Origin of the sequence: Pseudomonas sp. SR18, assembly GCF_023701505.1 — a bacterium.
Lineage (GTDB): Bacteria > Pseudomonadota > Gammaproteobacteria > Pseudomonadales > Pseudomonadaceae > Aquipseudomonas > Aquipseudomonas cyclaminis.
Genome location: NZ_JAMQAU010000030.1, coordinates 1 through 19,746, shown reverse-complemented (window position 1 = coordinate 19,746; position 19,746 = coordinate 1). Strand labels below are relative to the sequence as shown.

The following is a 19,746-nucleotide window of genomic DNA, read 5'->3' as shown; positions in this document are numbered from 1 at the left end:
CCATCAAAGCCACCGCGTTTTTTCAGAAAAACCAAGTTGCCTGGTTTTGGGGCTGCTGCGCAGCCCAGCGCGGGACAAGCCCGCTCACCACAGAGTTATGTATAAGCCTTTGAGAGTTGTGTAGATAACTATGCTCCGATAGCAGTGGGTCAGTCTCAGTATCTTTAACTGAGCCACCGCCATCGGGAGCAAGCCCCCTCCCACAATGATTTTTGCACAGCCTGTCAGCCGCAGCAGTTTCCCGCTGCCAACTCTTTGAGTATCGGACAGTCCGGTCGATGATCGCCCTGGCAGTGCTCCATCAGGTCCTGCAAGGTATCGCGCAGTTGCTCCAGCTCGCGAATCTTGTGGTTCAACTCGTCAATGTGCTGGCGGGCCAGGGCCTTCACGTCGGCGCTGGCCCGTTGCCGGTCCTGCCACAGGGTCAGCAGCTTGCCGACCTCCTCCAATGAAAACCCCAGATCCCGCGAGCGTTTGATAAACGCCAACGTGTGCAAATCCTGCGGGCCGTACACACGGTAGCCGCTGTCCGTGCGGTGGGCGGCTTTGAGCAGGCCGATGGATTCGTAGTAGCGAATCATCTTCGCGCTCAGCCCGCTTTGGCGAGCGGCTTGGCCGATGTTCATGGGCGTTGATCCTCCAGGTCCTTGGGTTTCCAGGTTTTCAACAGCAGAGCATTGCTCACCACGCTGACGCTGGACAAGGCCATGGCCGCGCCCGCCAGCACCGGGTTGAGCAGGCCGAATGCGGCCAGGGGGATACCGATCAAGTTATACACAAAGGCCCAGAACAGGTTCTGGCGGATTTTTGCATAGGTCTTGCGGCTGATCTCCAGGGCGGCCGGCACCAGGCGCGGGTCGCCGCGCATCAGGGTGATCCCGGCGGCGTGCATGGCCACGTCGGTGCCGCCGCCCATGGCGATGCCGATATCGGCGGCAGCCAGGGCCGGGGCGTCGTTGATGCCGTCACCGACCATCGCCACTACGCCGGTTTTTTTAAGCGCGGCGACGGTGGCGGCCTTATCGGCGGGCAGTACTTCGGCGTGCACATCGTCGATGCCCAACGCTTGCGCGACCACGCGGGCGCTGCCGCGATTGTCGCCGGTCAGTAAATGGCTGCTGATGTGCCGGGCCTTGAGTTGCTCAACGGCTGCCAACGCACCGGGCTTGAGGGTGTCGCCAAAGGCGAACAGCCCGAGCACGCGCGGTTGCGGGCCCTGTTCGATCAGCCAGGACAAGGTGCGGCCTTCGGCTTCCCAGTCGTTGGCGGAGCCTGCCAGGTCCCCCGCGCTCAAGCCGCTTTCCTCCAGCAGGCGGCGATTGCCCAGAGCCAATGGCCGGCCGTCAAGGGTGCCTGCAATACCACGCCCGGTCAGGGATTGGCTGGCGCTCACATCCGCCACCTTCAGCCCTTGTTCGTTGCAGGCATCCAGCACGGCCTTGGCCAGCGGATGTTCGCTGCCACGTTGCAGCGCGCCGGCCTGTTGCAGCAGCACGGCTTGATTGCCATCCACCGCGACCAGGTGCGCGATCTTTGGCGTACCGGAGGTGAGCGTGCCGGTCTTGTCGAAGACCACGGCGCTCACCTCATGGGCGCGTTCCAGGGCTTCGGCGTCTTTGATCAGGATGCCATAGCGGGCGGCAACACCCGTGCCGGCCATGATTGCAGTCGGCGTGGCCAGCCCGAGGGCGCAAGGGCAGGCGATCACCAGCACCGCCACGGCGTTGATAATCGCCGTTTCCAGCGACGCGCCGTACAGCCACCAACCCACCAGCGTGAGCAACGCCAGTACCAGTACGGCGGGGACGAAGACCTGGCTGACTTTATCCACCAGTTTCTGAATCGGCGCCTTGGCGGCCTGGGCTTCTTCCACCAGGCGGATGATGCGTGCCAACACACTTTCAGCGCCAAGGGCGGTGGTGCGCACCAGCAGGCGACCTTCACCATTGATGGCGCCGCCGGTGACGTTATCGCCGGGTTGTTTGGGTACCGGCAGGCTTTCGCCGCTGATCAGCGCCTCGTCGGCATGGCTTTGGCCTTCGATCACTTCACCGTCCACCGGGAAACGCTCGCCGGGTTTGACCAGCACCTGGTCATTGAGCTGCAGCGCGCTGATCGCGACATCCTCTTCGCGCCCATCCTGTACACGCAGGGCGCGTTCAGGGCGCAAGGCCTCCAGGGCCCGGATGGCACTCGCGGTCTGGCGTTTGGCGCGGCTTTCCAGGTATTTGCCCAGCAGCACCAGGGCGATCACCACCGCCGATGCTTCAAAGTACAGGTGCGGCGCCATTCCAGCCTGGGCGGTGAGCCATTCGTAAATACTCAGGCCATAACCGGCGCTGGTGCCGATGGCCACCAGCAAGTCCATATTGCCGGCACCGGCGCGCACAGCTTTCCAGGCGGCTTTATAGAAGCGCGCACCAAAGATGAATTGCACGGGGGTGGCGAGGGCGAATTGCACCCAGGCCGGGAGCATCCAGTGCAGGCCGAAGGGCTCTACCAGCATCGGCAGCACCAACGGCAGGGCCAGCGCAATCGCCAGCAGCAGCGACCAACGCTCGCGGTGCAGGCGCTGGGCTTGATCGGTCTCGGTGGCTATTTCGCTTTGGGGCAGGCTCGCGCTGTAACCGGCCTTGTCGACGGCAGCGATCAGCACGGCGGGGTCCATCTGGCCCTGCACTTGAACGTGGGCACGCTCATTGGCCAGGTTGACGCTGACGCTTTGCACCCCCGGCACCTTGCCCAGCGCACGCTCGACACGCCCGGCGCAACTGGCGCAGGTCATGCCGCTGATGGGCAGATCAAAGGTGTTGGATCCATTCATGGGGCAGTCCTCCAGGAGAAGTTGCCCCTAGGATCAACCTTGACCTGTGGGTAAGGTCAAGCGCCTTCAGTAGTCCAATGCAGCGGCTTTGAGGTACATGCCGTCCGGGCCTTGGGCAATGCGCAGCTTGCGTACATCACCGGCCTTGAGCTTGATGTTCTGCGCGGGCGGGGCGAGCAGGCCTGGCAGGCAGCCCGGCGCCTGGCCCGGCAGCAGCTTCAGGCGCAGTGACACATCGCCAGCGGGCAGGTTGAAGGAGGTGGCCTGTTCCTGGAACAGCCGGCCGGCCAGTTGGTCATTCAGGTAGAGGCCGATCTCGCAGTTGGTCAGCACTTCCAGGCGCTCCCGGGAAATGATCAGCACCGCATAGTCTTGATCGGCACTGGCCATGGGCGCAGCGGCAGACAAACTCATCAAGCCGGCAAGGGCAAAAAACGACCAGCGCATGGCGAATGCTCCGTGGTATGAATCAAAGATGGCTCAAGCTTGGCCGACAGTGCCGCCGAATACCAGCCCGGCCGATTTTTTCAGAACTTGACCTTGCCATCGTGGCAAGGTCGAGACTGGTTTCAACCTCATCAAAGGAGTCATGTCATGCAAGTATTCAGCGTTGAAGGAATGACCTGCGGCCATTGCGTCAAGGCCGTGACCCAGGCGGTGCAGAGCCAGGACCCGGCGGCCAGTGTGAAGGTCGATCTGGCGGCAAAGGAAGTGGGCGTGGAAAGCCGTCTGTCTGCCGAAAAGGTGATCAGCCTGATCACCGAGGAAGGCTACAGCGCCAAGCTCGCCTGATTTTAATAGTTAGCGAGCTATCGTTATATTCAAGGCACCCAGGCCCGGCTAGACTGTCGGGCTGCCGACTCTCTTGGGTGCCTGATGAACCTTCGCATAATCCTGATCCTGGGTGCCTTGAGCGCCTTCGCGCCGCTGGCGATCGACTTTTACCTGCCGGGCTTTCCGGCAATGGCCACGGCCTTCGCCACCGATGAAAAACACATCCAGCTGACCCTGGCGGTGTACTTCGCCGGCCTGGCCATTGGCCAATTGATCTACGGCCCGCTGGCGGATCGTTTCGGCCGACGCGGGCCGCTGCTCAGCGGCGTGACCCTGTTCACCCTGGCCTCTTTCGCCTGCGCCTACGCGCCCTCCCTGGATTGGCTGATCGGCGCCCGCTTCGTGCAGGCCCTGGGCGGGTGCGCCGGCATGGTGATTTCCCGCGCGGTGGTCAGCGACAAATGCGACGCCGTGGGTTCGGCCAAAGTGTTTTCCCAATTGATGCTGGTGACCGGCCTGGCGCCCATCCTCGCGCCGCTGGCCGGCGGCGTGATGGTCGGGTTGTGGGGCTGGCAGTCGATCTTCCTGGCGTTGACGATCTTCAGTGTGATGGCCGCCGTTGCTGTGGCATTCGGCCTGCCCGAGACCTTCCCGGCCCATCAGCCGCGCCAGCCGTTGTCGGGCTCGTTGCGCCGCTACTTTGGGTTGCTGTCCGACCGGGTTTACCTCGGCTACGCCCTCACCGGCGCGCTGTCGATTGCCGGGATGTTTGCCTACATCGCCGGTTCACCGTTCGTGTTTATCAAGCTGTATGGCGTGCCCGCCGAGCATTACGGCTGGGTGTTTGGCTCCAACGCCGCAGGCTTCATCCTGGTGGCGCAGCTCAACGCACGCCTGCTGGCCAAGCGTGGCCCGGCGTTTTTGCTGTCGCGTTCGGTGTGGGTGTATCTGCTGGCAGGCCTGACACTGCTGGGCATCACTGCGTTGCGCACTGATGCGCTGTGGCCATTGCTGGTGCCACTGTTTATCTGCATCGCCAGCCTGGGCTGCATTTTGCCCAATACCTCAGCCTGTGCCATGAGCGGGCAGGGCGCACGGGCCGGCAGTGCGTCGGCATTGCTTGGCTGCATCCAGTTTGGTGTGGCGGCGGGGGCGGCGTCGTTGGTGGGGGTGTTGCACGATGGCACGGCCATGCCGATGGCGATGGTCATCAGCCTGTGCGGCGTATTGGCTGTGACGGTGGCCGTGTCGACCCAGCGCCTGCAACGGGCGAGAGCCGCGCAAGCGCAGGTCTGACGAGCGGGTCAGCCAGCGGCGGAATGTTGCTGGCTGATTGGAAAGCGGTGGGGCGCCTGGATGCGCGCTTGCAGGGTATCGGCAAAGGCGCGTGCCTCGGCTTCAGTGTGAAAAGTAATCGCCTTCTGGTCCAGACGAACTTCCCACTGGGATTTTGCTAACGCTTTTATCAGGATCTTCATTGCTGACTTCCTCACGTAAAAGAATCGTGGCAAAGGCGGCCAATATAAACCCGAATACGCTCACAAATATGACAAAGATCAACTCTCTGACTAGCGGTGTCGTCCATTACTTACACGAATAAGGGACGACACTGACAGCCTTTATTTCAGAAGCCTTCCAGCACGATCTTGCCCTTGGCCTTGCCGCTTTCCAGCAGGGCGTGGGCTCGACGCAGGTTCGCTGCATTGATCACACCGAAGTGCTCGCCCACCGTGGTTTCCAGGGTGCCGGCGTCGATCAGCTCGGCCACCCGATTGAGCAGGTTGTGTTGCTCAATCATGTCTGGCGTCTCGAACATCGAGCGCGTGTACATGAACTCCCAATGCAACGACAGGCTCTTGCGCTTGAGCTTGCTCACGTCCAATGCCTTGGGGTCGTCGATCAGTGCCAGTTTGCCCTGGGGCTGTAGGGCTTCTACCAGTTGATCCAGGTGATGGTCGGTCTGGGTCAGGCTGGCAACGTGGGTCACCTGCGGGTGGCCGGCGTGTTTCAGCGCTTCGCTCAGCGGTTGGCTGTGGTCGATCACCAGATCGGCGCCGAGCGCCTTGGCCCATGCCTGTGTCTCCGGGCGCGAGGCGGTACCGATCACTTTCAATGCGGTGAGCTGGCTGGCCAGTTGGGTCAGGATCGAACCGACGCCACCGGCAGCGCCGACGATGAGCAGGCTCTGGCCTTCGTCGTCTTTACCCTCACGCACTTGCAGGCGCTCGAACAGCAGTTCCCAAGCGGTGATGGCGGTCAGCGGCAGCGCGGCGGCTTCGGCAAAGCCCAGGCTCTTGGGCATATGGCCGACGATACGCTCGTCCACGGTGTGCAGTTCACTGTTGCCGCCTGGGAGTACCAGGGAGCCGGCGTAGAACACCTTGTCGCCGACCTTGAACAGGCTCACGTCACTGCCGACCGCCTTGACCACACCTGCGACGTCCCATCCGAGCACCTTGGCGGCGCCGTTTTCCGGGGCGACGTTCTGGCGCACCTTGGTATCCACCGGGTTCACCGAGATGGCTTTGACTTCCACCAGCAGGTCGCGGGGGCCGGCGACGGGCTCCGGCAATTCGATGTCTTGCAGGGATTTTTCATCGGTGATGGGCAGTGATGCGTAGTAGGCAATGGCTTTCATGGGGGCTCCAAAACAGCAGGTGAACGGGATAGGCAAATAATTGGTTATTTCCCAAGAACATAAAAGCCGCTAAAACAGCACTCTGTTTCAATAGAATTTTGATAATCGGGGGGAGCATGCTGCGCTTTGATGATTTGCAGTTGTTTGTGCGTGCGGCCGACCTGGGCAGTTTGTCGGCGGCGGCGCGGGTGATGGACTTGTCGCCCGCCGTGGCCAGCGCGGCACTCAAGCGTATCGAGCAACAGTTGGGCACACGTTTGCTGGCGCGCTCCACCCGCAGCCTGCGCCTGACGGCCGAAGGTGAAGGCTTTCTGGAGTATGCCCGCGCCGCGTTGAGTTCTCTGGATGAAGGGCGGCGCCTGTTGGCCAGCGGCCAGGACCATGTCAGCGGTGTGCTGCAACTGTCGGCCCCCTCGGATTTTGGCCGCAACCAACTGCTGCCGTGGTTGGACGAATTCCAGCGTGAGTACCCGCAGCTCACCGTGCGCCTGTTGTTGGGTGACCGGATTGCCGACCTGTTTCGCCAGCCGGTGGACATTGCCCTGCGCTATGGCGAACCCGAGGATTCCAGCCTGGTTGCACTGCCCGTCGCGCCGCACAACGTTCGTGTGCTGTGCGCGGCGCCCAGTTACCTCGCACGCCACGGTGAACCGCGACATCTGGAGCAATTGGCCCAGCACAATTGCCTGCTGTATATGCTCGGCGGTCGCGTGCATGACCACTGGACCTTTCACGACGGCAAGCGCGACGTCAGCCTGACGGTCAGTGGCGACCGCTTCAGCGACGATGCCGACGTGGTGCGCCGCTGGGCCGTCGCCGGTGTAGGCATTGCCTATAAATCCTGGCTGGATGTGAGCACCGACGTGCTGGCCGGGCGCCTGCGCCTGATCCTGCCGGAGCTGCGCGGCGAGCGCACACCGCTCAATCTGTTGTGCGCGCATCGCGCGCAGTTGAGCAAACCCATCAACCTGTTGCGAGAAATGCTCGTGTCTCGCTGTGCGACATTGACCGCTCAATTGCCGGAGCGATTAGGCGCTAGGTAAATAGCCTCCATCACACAAGGAAATTTCACTCAGATGCTGTCCCTATTCGCGCTGTAAGACGCTAAGGAACTGCCGGTTTACGCCCCTATACTTTGGCGCCAACCGCAGTACAAAAATAAGTCGACAGGGAGTGAATCGATGGAAGAGGCACCATGCATCAGTCAGATCGCCAGCTTGCTCGCTGAGCCAAAACGCACCGCCATGCTCTGGTCCCTGATGGACGGCTCGGCCAAGTCCTCTGAGGAACTGGCTACGCTTGCCGGGCTGTCGCCGGCCTCGGCCAATGCGCATCTGGCACGGCTGACTGGGAGTGGTTTGCTACGGATCGAAGCCCGGCGCGGTAAACGGCTGTTCCGCGTGGCGGCTGTCGACGTGAGCGTCGCCATCGATGCCTTGGCCAGTACCACCCTGGCCAGCGCAATACGCAGTTCGCCGGATGCTCCACCCTTGGCGTTGGTGGCGCCACCATTGCTGCGCCATGTTCGGTTGTGCCGGGGTCACCTCGGCGGTGAGCTGGCGGCGGGGCTGTATGAACGGATGTTGGTGGCGGGGTGGATCGAGCGTCGCGAGCAACGCATTGAAGTCACGGTCAAGGGTGTGCAGCAATTGGCGGGCCTGGGTATTTTTACTCAAGCCCTGGCATCACCGCTGGTGTGCGACTGTTTCGATTGGAGCCAGCAGCAACCGCACCTGGGTGGCGCGTTGGGCGCGGGGCTGTTGCAGTTGTTCCTGCAATCGAACTGGATCAGCCTGGTCAACGAGGCCCGGGCCGTGGTGGTCAACGACGTCGGGGTGGCGGAAATCGCCCGATTGGCTGCGCTGTAGGAGCAAACGCCCTCGTCACAGGCGCTCACTCCCACATTTGCTTACGTCACGGCTTTACGAGTCGCGCATCCAGGCTGTTCTGCGCCAGACGTTTGGCCTGGTCCTGGGTCATGCCCAGAGAGGTGTACAGCGCGTGGAAGTTCTCGGTGACATAACCACCAAAGTACGCCGGGTCATCGGAGTTCACGGTCACCTTCACACCACGTTCCAGCATGTCGAGGATGTTGTGCTGGGCCATGTCGTCGAACACGCAAAGCTTGGTGTTGGACAGTGGGCACACGGTCAGCGGGATCTGCTCGTCGATGATGCGCTGCATCAGGCGCTCGTCTTCGATGGCGCGCACACCGTGGTCGATTCGCTGGATTTTCAGCAGGTCGATGGCTTCCCAGATGTACTCCGGTGGGCCTTCTTCGCCGGCGTGGGCAACGGTGAGGAAGCCTTCATGACGGGCCCGATCGAACACCCGCTGGAACTTGCTCGGCGGGTGGCCCATCTCGGAGCTGTCCAGGCCCACGGCCACGAACGCGTCACGGAACGGCAGCGCCTGGTCGAGGGTTTTCTGCGCTTCGTCTTCGCTCAGGTGGCGCAGGAAGCTGAGGATCAAGCCGCTGGTGATGCCCAGTTGCTGCTCGCCATCTTTGAGTGCAGCAGCGATGCCGTTGAGCACGACTTCGAACGGTACGCCACGGTCGGTGTGGGTTTGCGGGTCGAAGAAGGGTTCGGTGTGGATCACGTTCTGTTCTTTGCAGCGCAGCAGGTAGGCCCAGGTCAGGTCGTAGAAGTCCTGGGAGGTGCGCAGCACATCGGCGCCCTTGTAATACAGGTCGAGAAACTCTTGCAGGTTGTTGAAGGCGTAGGCCTTGCGCAGGGTTTCGACGTCGTTCCATGGCAGCGCAATCTTGTTGCGCTCGGCCAGGGCGAACAGCAGCTCAGGCTCCAGCGAGCCTTCCAGGTGCAGGTGCAGTTCAGCCTTGGGCAGGGCGTTGAGCCAATCGTACATGTCTAAATTCTCATCAGGTGCAATGGGCGCATTCTACAGGTCATGGCTGAAATAATCGGTAAAACCTGACCGGCAGGAGAGTATTCGTTTAATTCACGCAATAGAGTTCTGAACTAAGGTGTAACGAAACGTTAGCAGCGTGGCGCAGTCTGTACCCCATCAATGACTGATTTGCTGTACGAAAAGGCCCCGAATGCTCTCCTCTCTCAAGCAAGAAAAATTCATGCTGTTGGCGCTGATTGCTGCCATCGCCGCCTACCCGCTGGAGCACTGGATGCTGCACAGCGGGCAAATGGTCGCGCTGCTGGCAGGCGTGGCGCTGATCGGTTTTATCGTGGTGGCGTCTATGCGTGTGGCCCATCACGCCGAGCAATTGGCGGAAAAAGTCGGCGACCCTTACGGCACGATGATCCTGACCCTGGCCGCCGTGCTGGTGGAAGTGGTGATCCTGGCGATCATGATGAGCAACGAGCCGTCGCCCACCTTGGTGCGTGACACCATTTACTCCGCGGTAATGCTGGATATCAACGGCATCCTCGGCCTGGCCGCGTTGATGGGCGGCATCAAACATGGCGAGCAGTCCTACAACGATGACTCGGCGCGTACCTACAGCGTGATGATCCTGACGGCCATGGGCGTGTCGATGGTGGTGCCGGAATTTATCCCCGAAGCCGACTGGAAAATTTACTCAGCCTTCACCATTGGCGCGATGGTGGTGCTCTATACCCTGTTCCTGCGCATGCAGGTGGGGCCTCACAGTTATTTCTTCAGCTACAGCTACCCGGAAAAACGCCGCAAGAAACTGCCGGAAGAGGAGCAGACGCCGCCGGTGAACCTGGCGTTCTCCATTGGCACGCTGGTGTTTGGCGTGATTGTGATTGGCGCGCTGGCCGAGGTGATGTCCAAAACCCTCGACCTGGGTCTGGAAGGCACGGGCGCACCGCCAGTGATCACGGCGATTGTGGTCGCGGCGATCTCGGCAGCACCGGAAATCCTGACAGCGTTGCGCGCTGCATTGGCCAATCGCATGCAGTCAGTGGTGAACATTGCGCTGGGTGCGTCGTTGTCGACGGTGATTTTGACAGTGCCGGTGATGGAGGCGATGGCGCTCTACACTGGCCAGCCGTTCCAGATGGCGATGACGCCAGTGCAAACCGTGATGGTGTTTATCACGTTGATTGTCAGCGCGATCAACCTCAACGATGGCGAAACCAATGCCATCGAAGGGATGACCCATTTTGTGTTGTTTGCGACGTTTATCATGTTGTCTCTGCTGGGGTTGTAGGAACACAGCAGATAAAGGTGTGGGAGAGGTCAAACCCTCGCCCACCTTTTGAAGTGTGTTTGCTTAGGTTCCGGCGATCAGTTGTCGGGCTGCCTGGGTGTGGTCGGCGATCAAGCCTTTCAGGTCCAGCCCTTCCACCTGGCCATCAATGACCCGCCATTTGCCCCCTACCATCACCCGGTCTGCCCGATCCGCACCACACAGCAGCAGCGCCGAAATCGGATCATGGCTGCCGGAGAACCGCAGCTCATCGAGCTTGAACAGCGCCAGGTCGGCCTGTTTGCCGACGGCCAACTCACCAATATCCGTACGCCCCAGCAACTGCGCCGAACCTTTGGTAGCCCAACCGAGCACGCCTTGCGGGGTGATTTTTTCCGCGCCGTAACGCAGGCGCTGGATGTACAGGGCCTGGCGGGTTTCGAGGATCATGTTCGACGCGTCGTTGGAGGCGGAACCGTCCACGCCCAGGCCGATCGGCGCGCCGGCAGCCAGCAGGTCGAGGGTCGGACAGATGCCGGACGCCAGGCGCATATTCGAGCTTGGGCAGTGGCAGATCCCGGTACCGGCGGCGCCGAGGCGGGCAATTTCATCCGGGTTGAAATGAATGCCATGGGCCAGCCAGGTGCGTGGGCCAAGCCAGCCGACGCTGTCGAGGTAATCCACGGTCCGCAGGCCGAAGCGTTGCAGGCAGAAATCTTCTTCGTCGAGGGTTTCCGCCAAGTGGGTGTGCAGGCGCACGTCGAGGCTGTTGGCCAGTTCGGCGCTGGCTTGCATGATTTGCGGGGTGACGGAGAACGGCGAGCAGGGCGCCAGCGCGATCTGGATCTGCGCGCCGTCGCCACGCTCGTGGTATTCGTGGATCAAGCGCTGGCTGTCGTCGAGGATCACTTGGCCTTGTTGCACGGTCTGTTGCGGCGGCAGGCCACCGTCGGCTTCGCCCAGGCTCATGGAGCCTCGGGTGAGCATCGCGCGCATGCCCAGTTCGCGCACACTTTCCACTTGCACATCGATGGCATTTTCCAGGCCGTCGGGGAACAGATAGTGGTGGTCGGCCGCGGTGGTGCAGCCGGAGAGCAGCAACTCAGCCAGTGCAACCTTGGTGGCCAGGGCGAGCTTTTCCGGGGTCAGCCGCGCCCACACCGGGTACAGGGTTTTCAGCCAGGGAAACAACGGCTGGTTGACCACTGGCGCCCAGGCGCGGGTGAGGGTCTGATAGAAGTGATGGTGGGTGTTGATCAACCCCGGCAGGACCACATGCTCGCGGGCATCGAACACCTCGGCACAGGGCTGTGCGGGTGCTTGCCCCTGGGCCAGCACTTCGGTGATCACACCGTCTTGCAGCACCAGGCCGCCACGGGCATCGAGGCCATTGGCAGTGAAAATCGCGAGGGGGTTTTTTAACCAGATACGGGTCGCAGGCATTGGCCGGCTCCTCTGAATGATGGGTTCAGGTTTGCCAGCTCAGTGTTGCCCTGTCTGCTGATCCAGGGTCGCCCGTGAGGGCGAGCTGGGTAGATTACGTGTAGTTCGGGATCTGGTCTACTCGTAGGAAAAAGACGCTATCAATGGGGTGTTTACCAGGCGATGGTGTCGCCTTTGTAGTCCACGAAGTGGTGGCCGCCTTTACCGGTGTAGGCATTTACCTGATCCACCAGGCCGCGCACGCTGGTGTCGACATCAATGTGCGCGTTTTCGCCGCCCATGTCGGTCTTTACCCAGCCTGGGTGCAGCGACAGCACGGTGAGCTTGTGGTCGCCCAGTTGTGTGATGAAGCTGTTGGTCATGGAGTTGAGCGCGGCCTTGCTGGCCTTGTACAGCGCCAGGTCCGAGCCGTCGGGGATGGTCACGCTGCCCAGCACCGAACTCATGAATGCGAGCACGCCGCTGTCTTTGCGGATCTGTCCGACAAAGCGCTGGGCCAGGTTGATCGGCGCCACGGCGTTGGTGAAAAACAGTTGACCGACTTCCGCCAGGGTGGCGTGGCCAGGTTCCTGGTTGGCCGGACCTTTGACGCCGGCGTTGACGAAGAGCAGGTCGAAGGTGCGCTCTTTGAGGCGCTGGGCCAGGGCGATCACGGCTTGCTGATCGTCCATGTCGAGTTTTTCGATCTGTACCGGGCCCACGGCTTTCAGGGCATCGGCCTTGCTCGGATCACGTACGGTGGCGGTTACGTCCCAGCCGTCCTGGAGCAGTTGCTTGACCAAGCCAAGGCCCAGCCCGCGCGAGGCGCCGATGATCAGTGCGGTTTTTGGCGTAGACATGAAAAGCTTCCTTTGGAGTCGCGGTTCAGGGGGATTCAGCAAATTACAGTAACAGTTTCAGCGTTGCAGCAGGATACGCCCACGGCTCAGGTCGGCAAGCTGCGCCTGGAGCGTGTCGATGTGCGCTTCACCCAGTGCCAGTTGCAGCTCCACACCGTTGGCGGTGAAGTGTTCCTCCACCACCAGGCCACCGAGTTCAGCCACGCGCAGTTTCACCAGGTTCAACTCGGAGAAACCACAGGCGCAACTCAACGGCACGCGGCTGATCAGTTCGAGGCGCTCGGCATTCTGCAGGCATTTATTCGCACCGCCGCCATAGGCACGGGCGAGGCCGCCGGTGCCCAGTTGGATGCCGCCGTACCAGCGAATCACCAACACGGCGACCTGATCAAAACCCTGGGCTTCGATAGCTGCCAGAATCGGTCGCCCGGCAGTGCCACCGGGTTCGCCGTCGTCACTGCTGCGGTATTGGTCGGCCAGCTTCCAGGCCCAGCAGTTGTGCGTGGCGTTCAGGTCGCTGTGTTGCTCGAAAAATGCCTGGGCGTCCTGTGGGCTGGTGATTGGCGCGGCGAGGGTGATGAAGCGGCTTTTGCGTATTTCTTCACGAAATTCGCAAAGACCGGTGAGCGTGAAAGGCATAAGTGGCTTCGTCTAGAGGGCCGGCTTGATGCCGCAGCCTTTGAGAATGATGTGAATCAGGTTGGTGCCCGCGTCTTCCATGTCTTGCTTGGTCAGCTTGGTGCGACCGGTGACGCGGCAGATCTGCGTGGCGAAGTCGGCGTAGTGCTGGGTGCTGCCCCATAGCAGGAAGATCAGGTGTACCGGGTCGATGGGGTCCATCTTGCCCGCGTCGATCCAGGCCTGGAACACGGCCGCTCGGCCACTGAACCAGGTGCGGTAGTCCTGGCTGAAATATTCGGTGAGGCATTCGCCGCCGCTGATGATTTCCATCGCAAAGATCCGCGAGGCCTGGGGTTGGCGTCGCGAAAACTCCATCTTGGTGCGGATGTAGCGGGAGAGGGCCACGGCCGGGTCGTCCTCTGCGGTCAGCGTGTTGAAGGTGCTGTCCCACAGTTCGAGGATATTGCTGAGCACGGCGATATACAGGCCCAGCTTGTTGGTGAAGTAGTAGTGCAAGTTGGCCTTCGGCAATCCGGCACTGGCAGCAATGGTGTTCATGCTGGTGCCCTTGTAGCCATGGCGCGCGAATTCATCTTCAGCAGCCTGGAGAATCGCTTGTTCGTTCTTTTGCCGAATGCGGCTGGCGGGCTTACCGGCGTGGTTGCTGTGGGCAGGAACTTCGAGGCTCATGGAGATTACCGTGCTGATCGATAGAGACGACGTGTGCACAGATAACCCACCCTCAAGCCTCAGACAAGTCCTGATGCAATAAAACCGTTAAAGCGGTTCCAGTGTGTCGCTTTCCGGCGCGTGGTTTGCGGCAGCTTCAGTTGTCTTGGACTCCGGCAGCAGGAGGCACAGCACGATGGCCGTCAGCCCGCCGCTGGTGATGGCCGAGTCAAACAGGTTCTGCACCAGGGTCGGCATCAGGTGCAGCAAATTCGGTTGCGCAGCGATGCCCAGGCCGACGCCAAACGACGTGGCGATGATCAGCATGCTGCGGCGGTCCAGCGGCGCCTGGGCAAGGATGCGCACGCCTGCGGCCGCCACACTGCCGAACATCACCAGGGTCGCGCCGCCCAATACGGGTTTGGGGATTTGCTGCAACACCGCGCCAATCAACGGAAACAAGCCGAGGCAAAACAGCACCACGCCTATATATAAGCCAACGTAACGGCTGGCGACGCCGGTGAGTTGGATCACGCCGTTGTTCTGAGCAAAGGTGGTGTTGGGGAAGGCGCTGAAGGTGGCGGCGATCATGCAGCTCACACCATCACCCAGCACGCCGCCCTTGAGTCGGCTTATATAAGAAGGGCCGCTGATGGGCTGGCGCGCGATCATGCAGTTGGCGGTGAGGTCGCCGACCGTTTCGATGCTGCTGATCAGGTAAATCAGCGCGATCGGTAGGAAAGCGCTCCAGTCGAAGTTGAAGCCAAAGCGAAACGGTATTGGCAGGCTCATCAGAGGCAAGTCTGGCAGGGCTTGGGGCACCAGTTTTCCGCTGAACCAGGCCGCGAGGCTGCCAAGCGCCAGGCCGATGATGATGGCCGAGAGGCGTACCCACGGCGTGTTGGAACGGTTGAGCAGGATGATCGTCAGCACTACGAACAGGCCCAGCGCAAGGTTGGTTGGCGCACCGAAATCCGCTGCATTGAAGCCACCGCCGAGGTCGGTGATACCCACTTTGATCAGGCTGATGCCGATGAGCGTGATGACAATCCCGGTCACCAACGGCGTGATGACTCGGCGTAGTTGGCCGATAAAACGGCTCAGCACGATCTGCACCACGGCACCGAAAAAGCACACGCCGAAGATCATTGCCATGATGTCTTCCGGGCTGCCGCCGCGTTGTTTCACCAGGAAACCCGCCGACAGCACCGCGCCAAGAAAGGCAAAGCTGGTGCCTTGCAGGCAGATCATCCCCGCGCCGATGCCAAATGGCCTGCGCGCCTGGATGAACGTGCCGACACCGGAAACCATCAACGCCATGCTGATCAGGTAGGGCAGATGGGCGGTCAGGCCCAGGGTGGAGCCGATGATCAGTGGCGGGGTGATGATGCCGACAAACGCCGCCAGCACATGTTGCAGTGCGGCCAAAAAGGCTGGCGCCGGTTTGGGACGGTCGTTGAGGCCGTAGATCAGGTCGCTGGGGCTGCTAGATTCTGGTGGCATGGCGGGTTAACTCAAGGCGGATGGTTCATGTTCCATCTGTCCTTGCAAAAAGCTGTCCAGTTGCTCAGCTTTTAGCGTAAGCCCCGTGCTAGCGCGTTGTGGCCAGACTGTCGAGGAAGCTTTCCAGCACCAAATGAGGGCGACGTCCCTTGCGGGTGACCGATGCGAGGCTTAAATCGTAAAAACGTGTAGCCGATTTCAGCGCGCGCAGTCGGCCTTGTTGCACCCACAGGCTGGCGTAGTGGTCGGGCAAGTAACCGATGTAACGGCCGGTGAGAATCAGGAACGCCATGCCTTCGCGGTCCGAGGCGCTGGCGGTGCAGTTAAGGGCTTGGTAATGGGCCTGGATTTCAGCAGGCAGGCGGAAGGTCGGTGCGATGGCGTCCTGGCTGTCGATGCGCTCGTCGTCCAATTGCTTGTCGTCGGCGTAAAACAGCGGGTGGCCGACTGCGCAGTAGAGCAGCGAGCGTTCGCTATATAACGGTTGGTACTCCAATCCGGAGAGGGCGCTGGCCTGTGGTACTACACCGACATGCAGGCGACCGTCGAGTACGCCTTGTTCGACCTCATTGGGGGCAATCATGCGGATCTGGATCTGCACGTCCGGGCCGCGTTCCTTTAATTGGGCCAGGGCGTGAGTAATGCGCATATGGGGCAGGGTGACGAGGTTGTCGGTAAGGCCGATGATCAACTCTCCGCGCAAATGCTGGTGCAGGCCGTTGACCTCGGTGCGGAAACTTTCCAGCGCACTTAAGAGTTGCAGGGCCGATTGATAAACCTCGCGGCCCTCTTCGGTCAGGGAAAAACCTGCGCGGCCGCGTTGGCACAGACGTAATCCGAGACGCTGTTCAAGGTCGCTCATTTGCTGGCTGATGGCCGAGCGCCCGATGCCGAGTACGGTTTCCGCCGCCGAGAACCCACCGCACTCCACCACACTGCGAAAGATGCGCAGCAGACGAATATCAAAGTCGCTGACTTGGGCCAGGGGATCGGGTCGACGGCTGCTCATAGTTTAGTGAAGGCCTGACTGAAGGTTAGAAGAGTTGAATTTCACCGACTTTATCGCCATGGCAATTTAGCTGCAAGAACGCTTTTCAATCCCGACGCTGCCTTTTGCCCTGCGAGGTTTTGCTGATGAACATGCCCGAAAACGCCCCATCGTCCCTGGCCAGCCAATTGAAGTTGGACGCGCATTGGATGCCCTACACCGCCAACCGCAACTTCCAGCGAGACCCACGTTTGATCGTGGCCGCCGAAGGCAGCTGGTTGACCGATGACAAGGGCCGCAAGGTGTACGACTCGCTGTCAGGCCTGTGGACGTGCGGCGCAGGGCACACGCGTAAGGAAATCCAGGAAGCGGTCGCCAAGCAATTGGGCACCTTGGACTACTCCCCGGGGTTCCAGTACGGTCATCCGTTGTCCTTCCAGCTGGCGGAAAAGATTACCGACTTGACCCCAGGCAACCTGAATCATGTGTTCTTCACCGACTCCGGCTCCGAGTGCGCTGATACGGCGGTGAAGATGGTGCGGGCTTACTGGCGCCTGAAAGGCCAGGCCACCAAGACCAAGATGATCGGCCGCGCCCGTGGTTATCACGGTGTGAACATCGCAGGCACTAGCCTGGGCGGTGTCAACGGCAACCGTAAGATGTTTGGCCAGGCGATGATGGACGTCGACCATCTGCCACACACCTTGCTGGCGAGCAATGCGTTCTCCCGTGGTATGCCTGAGCTGGGTGGCATCGCGTTGGCCGATGAGCTGCTCAAGCTGATCGAACTGCATGACGCGTCCAACATCGCGGCAGTGTTTGTCGAGCCGATGGCTGGCTCCGCGGGCGTGCTGGTGCCACCGCAGGGTTATCTCAAGCGCCTGCGTGAAATCTGCGATCAGCACAATATTCTGCTGGTGTTCGACGAAGTGATCACCGGTTTCGGCCGTACCGGCTCGATGTTTGGCGCCGACAGCTTTGGCGTGACCCCGGACCTGATGTGCATCGCCAAGCAAGTCACCAACGGCGCGATTCCAATGGGCGCGGTGATTGCCAGCAGCGAGATCTATCAGACCTTCATGAACCAGGCGACGCCTGAGTACGCGGTGGAATTCCCCCACGGCTATACCTACTCGGCGCACCCCGTCGCTTGCGCGGCTGGCCTGGCGGCACTCGACCTGTTGCAGAAGGAAAACCTGGTGCAGAGCGTAGCCGAAGTCGCTCCGCACTTTGAGAATGCGCTGCACGGCTTGAAGGGCAGCAAGAACGTGATCGACATTCGCAACTACGGCCTGGCCGGTGCGATCCAGATTGCCCCGCGTGACGGTGATGCCATCGTGCGTCCATTCGAGGCCGGCATGGCCTTGTGGAAAGCCGGTTTCTACGTGCGTTTTGGTGGTGACACTCTGCAGTTCGGGCCAACCTTCAACAGCAAGCCGCAGGACCTGGACCGCCTGTTTGATGCGGTCGGCGAAGTGCTGAACAAGATCGACTGATTTCTCCTTCTATATAGAACAACTTTTCAGGAGCCCTGCATGAGCCTTATCCAGCATTTGATCAACGGTGAGTTGGTCAACGACAGCGGTCGCAGTGCCGACGTGTACAACCCGTCCACCGGCCAGGTGATTCACCAGGTGCCGTTGGCCAGTCGTGAAACCATTCAACAGGCGATCGACTCAGCCAAAGTCGCATTCCCGGCTTGGCGCAATACGCCGCCGGCCAAGCGTGCCCAAGTGATGTTTCGTTTCAAGCAGTTGCTGGAGCAGAACGAAGCGCGCATCTCGCAGTTGATCAGCGAGGAGCATGGCAAGACCCTGGAAGACGCGGCGGGTGAGTTGAAGCGCGGGATCGAGAACGTTGAGTACGCGTGCTCGGCGCCGGAGATTCTGAAGGGCGAGTACAGCCGCAACGTGGGTCCGAACATTGATGCCTGGTCGGACTTCCAGCCTTTGGGCGTGGTGGCGGGTATTACGCCGTTCAACTTCCCGGCGATGGTGCCGCTTTGGATGTATCCGCTGGCAATCGTGTGCGGTAACTGTTTTATCCTGAAACCTTCTGAGCGTGATCCCAGTTCGACGTTGTTGATTGCGCAATTGTTGCAGGAAGCCGGCCTGCCTAAGGGTGTGTTGAGTGTGGTGCATGGCGACAAGGGCGCGGTGGATGCGCTGATTGAGGCGCCGGAAGTGAAGGCGCTGAGTTTTGTGGGATCGACGCCGATTGCCGAGTACATCTACTCCGAAGCGACCAAGCGCGGAAAACGCGTACAGGCGCTGGGTGGGGCGAAGAACCATGCGGTGCTGATGCCGGATGCGGATCTGGATAACGCAGTCAGTGCCTTGATGGGCGCGGCATATGGTTCTTGCGGTGAGCGTTGCATGGCGATCTCGGTGGCGGTGTGCGTGGGTGACCAGGTTGCGGATGCATTGATCGCCAAGTTGGTGCCGCAGATCAAGGCGCTGAAGATTGGCGCTGGCACGACCTGTGGGTTGGATATGGGGCCGCTGGTGACAGGGCAGGCTCGGGATAAGGTCAGCGGCTATATAGAAGACGGTGTGGCTTCGGGGGCGGAGCTTGTGGTTGATGGCCGTGGATTGAGCATTGCCGGGAATGAAGAGGGCTTCTTCCTCGGTGGCAGCCTGTTTGACCGTGTGACGCCTGAGATGCGTATCTATAAGGAGGAGATATTCGGGCCTGTGTTGTGCGTGGTGCGGGTGAGCAGTTTGGAAGCGGCGATGCAACTGATCAACGACCACGAATATGGCAACGGGACGTGTATCTTCACGCGTGATGGTGAAGCGGCTCGTCTGTTCTGTGATGAGATTGAAGTGGGCATGGTTGGGGTGAACGTTCCACTTCCAGTGCCGGTGGCTTATCACAGCTTTGGTGGCTGGAAGCGCTCGCTGTTTGGCGACCTGCATGCCTATGGGCCGGACGGGGTGCGTTTCTATACCCGTCGCAAGGCAATTACCCAGCGTTGGCCGCAGCGGGCGAGCCATGAAGCGTCGCAGTTCGCTTTCCCTAGCCTATAAGGCTTGGTAGGCGCAAAGCCGGCCCCCGGGGCCGGCTTTTGCGTTTCAGGGGCATTTTTGACTTATATGACAGAAATATGAAAAAGAAGGTTGACGCCAGATTCTGGAAGCCTATAATTCGCCCCACTTCCGGCGCAGTCGAAACGGAAAACTCCTTGATAAACAATGAGTTACGCAGTTTTCGGCAGCGGGTTGCTTCAGTTCATCGAAGCCAAAAGGAAGTTGAAAAAGAGGTGTTGACAGCAGCGTGTAACGCTGTAGAATTCGCCTCCCGCTGATGAGAGAT

The 19,746-nt window shown here is 60.7% G+C and carries 19 protein-coding genes; 7 read left to right on the top strand and 12 right to left on the bottom strand.

From position 1 onward, the window contains the following. Positions 1-224: 224 nt before the first annotated feature. The 3 genes from cueR to NDJ82_RS27125 all read right to left on the bottom strand — a co-directional run bounded on the left by cueR (position 225) and on the right by NDJ82_RS27125 (position 3,271). Positions 225-626 (bottom strand): Cu(I)-responsive transcriptional regulator, encoded by a 402-nt coding sequence (gene cueR, locus NDJ82_RS27135; protein WP_112193266.1) that lies wholly within the window; start codon positions 624-626, stop codon positions 225-227. After that, positions 623-2,824 carry a heavy metal translocating P-type ATPase gene (locus NDJ82_RS27130; protein ID WP_250926644.1) on the bottom strand — a complete coding sequence of 734 codons (2,202 nt, stop codon included), beginning with the start codon at positions 2,822-2,824 and terminating at the stop codon, positions 623-625. Before NDJ82_RS27130 ends, cueR begins: the two co-directional genes overlap by 4 nt. 66 nt (positions 2,825-2,890) lie before the next feature. After that, a complete protein-coding gene (locus NDJ82_RS27125) occupies positions 2,891-3,271 on the bottom strand; it encodes a hypothetical protein (protein WP_099583564.1) in 381 nt (126 codons plus the stop codon). Positions 3,272-3,418: 147 nt separating this feature from the next. Between NDJ82_RS27125 and NDJ82_RS27120 the strand changes: the two genes are divergently transcribed. After that, positions 3,419-3,616 carry a heavy-metal-associated domain-containing protein gene (locus NDJ82_RS27120; RefSeq protein WP_112193270.1) on the top strand — a complete coding sequence of 66 codons (198 nt, stop codon included), beginning with the start codon at positions 3,419-3,421 and terminating at the stop codon, positions 3,614-3,616. A gap of 84 nt (positions 3,617-3,700) precedes the next feature. Then, positions 3,701-4,894, top strand: coding sequence for a multidrug effflux MFS transporter (locus NDJ82_RS27115; protein WP_099583562.1), 1,194 nt, complete (start codon positions 3,701-3,703; stop codon positions 4,892-4,894). Positions 4,895-4,902: 8 nt separating this feature from the next. On the opposite strand, the gene NDJ82_RS27110 is transcribed toward NDJ82_RS27115, so the two are convergent. Both NDJ82_RS27110 and NDJ82_RS27105 read right to left on the bottom strand, forming a co-directional pair. Then, a complete protein-coding gene (locus NDJ82_RS27110; RefSeq protein WP_177411507.1) occupies positions 4,903-5,076 on the bottom strand; it encodes a hypothetical protein in 174 nt (57 codons plus the stop codon). A 146-nt stretch (positions 5,077-5,222) separates the two neighbouring features. Continuing rightward, positions 5,223-6,236, bottom strand: a complete 1,014-nt coding sequence (locus tag NDJ82_RS27105; RefSeq protein WP_250926643.1) for a zinc-binding alcohol dehydrogenase family protein — start codon at positions 6,234-6,236, stop codon at positions 5,223-5,225. 116 nt (positions 6,237-6,352) lie between these two features. On the opposite strand from NDJ82_RS27105, the gene vimR reads away from it, so the two are divergent. Both vimR and NDJ82_RS27095 read left to right on the top strand, forming a co-directional pair. Beyond that, on the top strand, positions 6,353-7,279 hold the full coding sequence (gene vimR, locus NDJ82_RS27100) for a transcription regulator VimR (protein ID WP_250926642.1): 927 nt from the start codon (positions 6,353-6,355) through the stop codon (positions 7,277-7,279). A gap of 138 nt (positions 7,280-7,417) precedes the next feature. Further along, positions 7,418-8,104, top strand: a complete 687-nt coding sequence (locus NDJ82_RS27095; RefSeq protein WP_099583559.1) for an ArsR/SmtB family transcription factor — start codon at positions 7,418-7,420, stop codon at positions 8,102-8,104. A gap of 46 nt (positions 8,105-8,150) precedes the next feature. On the opposite strand, the gene NDJ82_RS27090 is transcribed toward NDJ82_RS27095, so the two are convergent. Further along, a complete protein-coding gene (locus NDJ82_RS27090; RefSeq protein ID WP_032887105.1) occupies positions 8,151-9,104 on the bottom strand; it encodes an adenosine deaminase in 954 nt (317 codons plus the stop codon). Positions 9,105-9,297: 193 nt separating this feature from the next. Here NDJ82_RS27090 and NDJ82_RS27085 point away from each other — a divergent pair, with 193 nt between their 5' ends. After that, on the top strand, positions 9,298-10,389 hold the full coding sequence (locus NDJ82_RS27085; RefSeq protein WP_099583557.1) for a calcium:cation antiporter: 1,092 nt from the start codon (positions 9,298-9,300) through the stop codon (positions 10,387-10,389). Between the two features lie 63 nt (positions 10,390-10,452). Here NDJ82_RS27085 and NDJ82_RS27080 read toward each other — a convergent pair whose 3' ends face one another. The 6 genes from NDJ82_RS27080 to NDJ82_RS27055 form a co-directional block, all read right to left on the bottom strand. After that, positions 10,453-11,811: an 8-oxoguanine deaminase gene (locus NDJ82_RS27080; protein ID WP_099583556.1), complete on the bottom strand. Its 1,359-nt coding sequence runs from the start codon at positions 11,809-11,811 to the stop codon at positions 10,453-10,455. A 152-nt stretch (positions 11,812-11,963) separates the two neighbouring features. Beyond that, positions 11,964-12,650: an SDR family oxidoreductase gene (locus tag NDJ82_RS27075; protein WP_099583555.1), complete on the bottom strand. Its 687-nt coding sequence runs from the start codon at positions 12,648-12,650 to the stop codon at positions 11,964-11,966. A 57-nt stretch (positions 12,651-12,707) separates the two neighbouring features. Then, positions 12,708-13,289 (bottom strand): IMPACT family protein, encoded by a 582-nt coding sequence (locus tag NDJ82_RS27070; RefSeq protein ID WP_099583554.1) that lies wholly within the window; start codon positions 13,287-13,289, stop codon positions 12,708-12,710. A gap of 12 nt (positions 13,290-13,301) precedes the next feature. After that, the gene (locus tag NDJ82_RS27065; protein ID WP_112193281.1) at positions 13,302-13,961 is read right to left on the bottom strand and encodes a TetR/AcrR family transcriptional regulator; all 660 of its coding nucleotides are present in this window, start codon (positions 13,959-13,961) and stop codon (positions 13,302-13,304) included. 87 nt (positions 13,962-14,048) lie between these two features. After that, a complete protein-coding gene (locus tag NDJ82_RS27060; RefSeq protein WP_158876707.1) occupies positions 14,049-15,443 on the bottom strand; it encodes a uracil-xanthine permease family protein in 1,395 nt (464 codons plus the stop codon). An 88-nt stretch (positions 15,444-15,531) separates the two neighbouring features. Next, positions 15,532-16,452, bottom strand: a complete 921-nt coding sequence (locus tag NDJ82_RS27055) for a LysR family transcriptional regulator (protein ID WP_099583551.1) — start codon at positions 16,450-16,452, stop codon at positions 15,532-15,534. A gap of 125 nt (positions 16,453-16,577) precedes the next feature. Here NDJ82_RS27055 and aptA point away from each other — a divergent pair, with 125 nt between their 5' ends. Both aptA and NDJ82_RS27045 read left to right on the top strand, forming a co-directional pair. Next, positions 16,578-17,927: an omega-aminotransferase AptA gene (aptA, locus tag NDJ82_RS27050; protein WP_032887096.1), complete on the top strand. Its 1,350-nt coding sequence runs from the start codon at positions 16,578-16,580 to the stop codon at positions 17,925-17,927. A gap of 39 nt (positions 17,928-17,966) precedes the next feature. Further along, entirely contained in the window at positions 17,967-19,460 is a 1,494-nt protein-coding gene (locus tag NDJ82_RS27045) for a CoA-acylating methylmalonate-semialdehyde dehydrogenase (RefSeq protein WP_112193287.1), read from the top strand. The last annotated feature ends 286 nt before the right edge of the window (positions 19,461-19,746 follow it).